1 protein-coding gene is annotated in these 1,701 nt (G+C 43.0%); it reads right to left on the bottom strand.

Annotated features, from left to right (window positions below; all coding sequences use genetic code 11):
• Positions 1 to 114: 114 nt before the first annotated feature.
• Positions 115 to 1,326 carry an ATP-binding protein gene (locus tag DW826_RS17855; protein WP_117553339.1) on the bottom strand — a complete coding sequence of 404 codons (1,212 nt, stop codon included), beginning with the start codon at positions 1,324 to 1,326 and terminating at the stop codon, positions 115 to 117.
• Between the last annotated feature and the right edge of the window lie 375 nt (positions 1,327 to 1,701).

Genomic DNA, 1,701 nt, shown 5'->3' on the forward strand with positions numbered 1-1,701 from the left:
AATTCAAGAGAGCGCCGCAGGCGGTCTTTCCTATAAAGCAAAAAATAGTCAGGTTTCCAATTTTAATCAGAAACCTGGCTATGTAAAAAGGGCGGTTCACCGCCGTCCTCGTTGTTAATATTCTATGCTCAATAGAAAATCTGCAATGTGCATACTCTTAATGCCTTGGTAATTGCCTCCGGCAAATTCATCGGTTCTCAAAACATACTTCGGATAGTTATCCCGGATTTCCAGCAGCCGTTCATATTCGCGCTTTTCTGTTTTTTCGGATTTAATCTCCTGTGTGACCTGCACATACAACCGGTCATTCTGCTTCTGCGCCACAAAATCGACCTCACCATCCGGCGTTTTTCCAATCGTCACGGTATATCCTCGTCTGCAAAGTTCCAGATACACCACATTTTCCAGACTGGACGCGACGCTGTCTGGTGTGTAGCCCAGCACACTGTAACGCAAAGCGGTATCGGCAAGATAAAACTTCTCCTGCGTTTTCAGAATCTCCTTTCCGCGCAGATCGTATCGAGAACAGCGATGAAGAAGATATGCTTTCTCCAGCTTTTCCAGATAACTGTATACCGTTTCATTGTCGATAGAACGATGCTCTGATTTCAGATAATCAGAAATTGATTTTGCTGAGAATGAATTTCCCACATTCGCAAATGTGTACCGAACCACCCGTTCCAGCTGGTCGATCTTACGAATCTGGTTTCTCTTTACGATATCTGAGAAAATCGTGGAATTATAGATATCCCGGACAATCGTATAAACCTCATCCTGTGAATACTCTCGCAGGTGTGTTGCAGGGAAGCCGCCCAAGCGGATATAATCTGCCAATTCAGCATGGATATCCTTTACCTGTGTATACTGCTTTTTGAATTCCAGATATTCCTGAAAAGAAAGCGTATAGATACGGAAGGAAACATATCGTCCCGTCAGGTAAGTCGCTATTTCCGAAGACATCATTCTGGAATTGGAGCCTGTCACATAAAGGTCAACATCATAATCTGTTGCTAGGGAGTTTACTACTTTCTCCCAGCCTTCAATTTCCTGAACCTCATCCAGAAAGAGATACGTTCTCCCAGTTGGATTGAGCTTTTCTTTGACAGCCTTGAACACATCCTTCGCTGTCATATCCTCATAATCCATGGAATCGAAACGCATACTGACAATCCGCTCAGACGGAATGCCATGCTTCTGTTGCAGCTTCTCCATAATCATTTTAAGAATAGTGGATTTTCCGCAGCGGCGAACACCCGTCAACACTTTTACAAAAGGTGTGTCGGTGTATGCCATAATCTTATCGACATAGAGCGGTCTGTTTATCATAGGAACCACCTCCATGGTTCCATGATACCGCAAGCGCATAAAGAAATCAATAGGTTTTGCGATTATAAACCGCAATTATGTTGATTCTCACTGACTTTTTCGAATTATGTCGAATTCTGTTTCCTTTTAGTTTCAGAATAGCGTAGTTTAACCAAAAAGTCCAGAAAGCAACGGCACCAGATAGCGATAGGTAATCTTTTGATGTAATCTCCAGATTTTCCCCCGCTCCACACTGTGCATGCAGCTTTCACCGCACACGGCGTTCCATCGAATTCAACAGCCAAGGTTTTTCATATACGATTTACACACTTCGTAACAGCATAATTATCAAAGCATGATTACAGGCATTTCTGCCATAGTTCGAAGTTTGTTAAG

This window comes from Clostridium sp. AM34-11AC (assembly GCF_003435375.1).
Lineage (GTDB): Bacteria > Bacillota > Clostridia > Lachnospirales > Lachnospiraceae > Pilosibacter > Pilosibacter fragilis.

Coding starts and splice junctions, on each gene's coding strand:
- DW826_RS17855 (WP_117553339.1), bottom strand. CDS start 1,326: ATGATAAACAGACCGCTCTATGTCGATAAGATTATGGCATACACCGAC.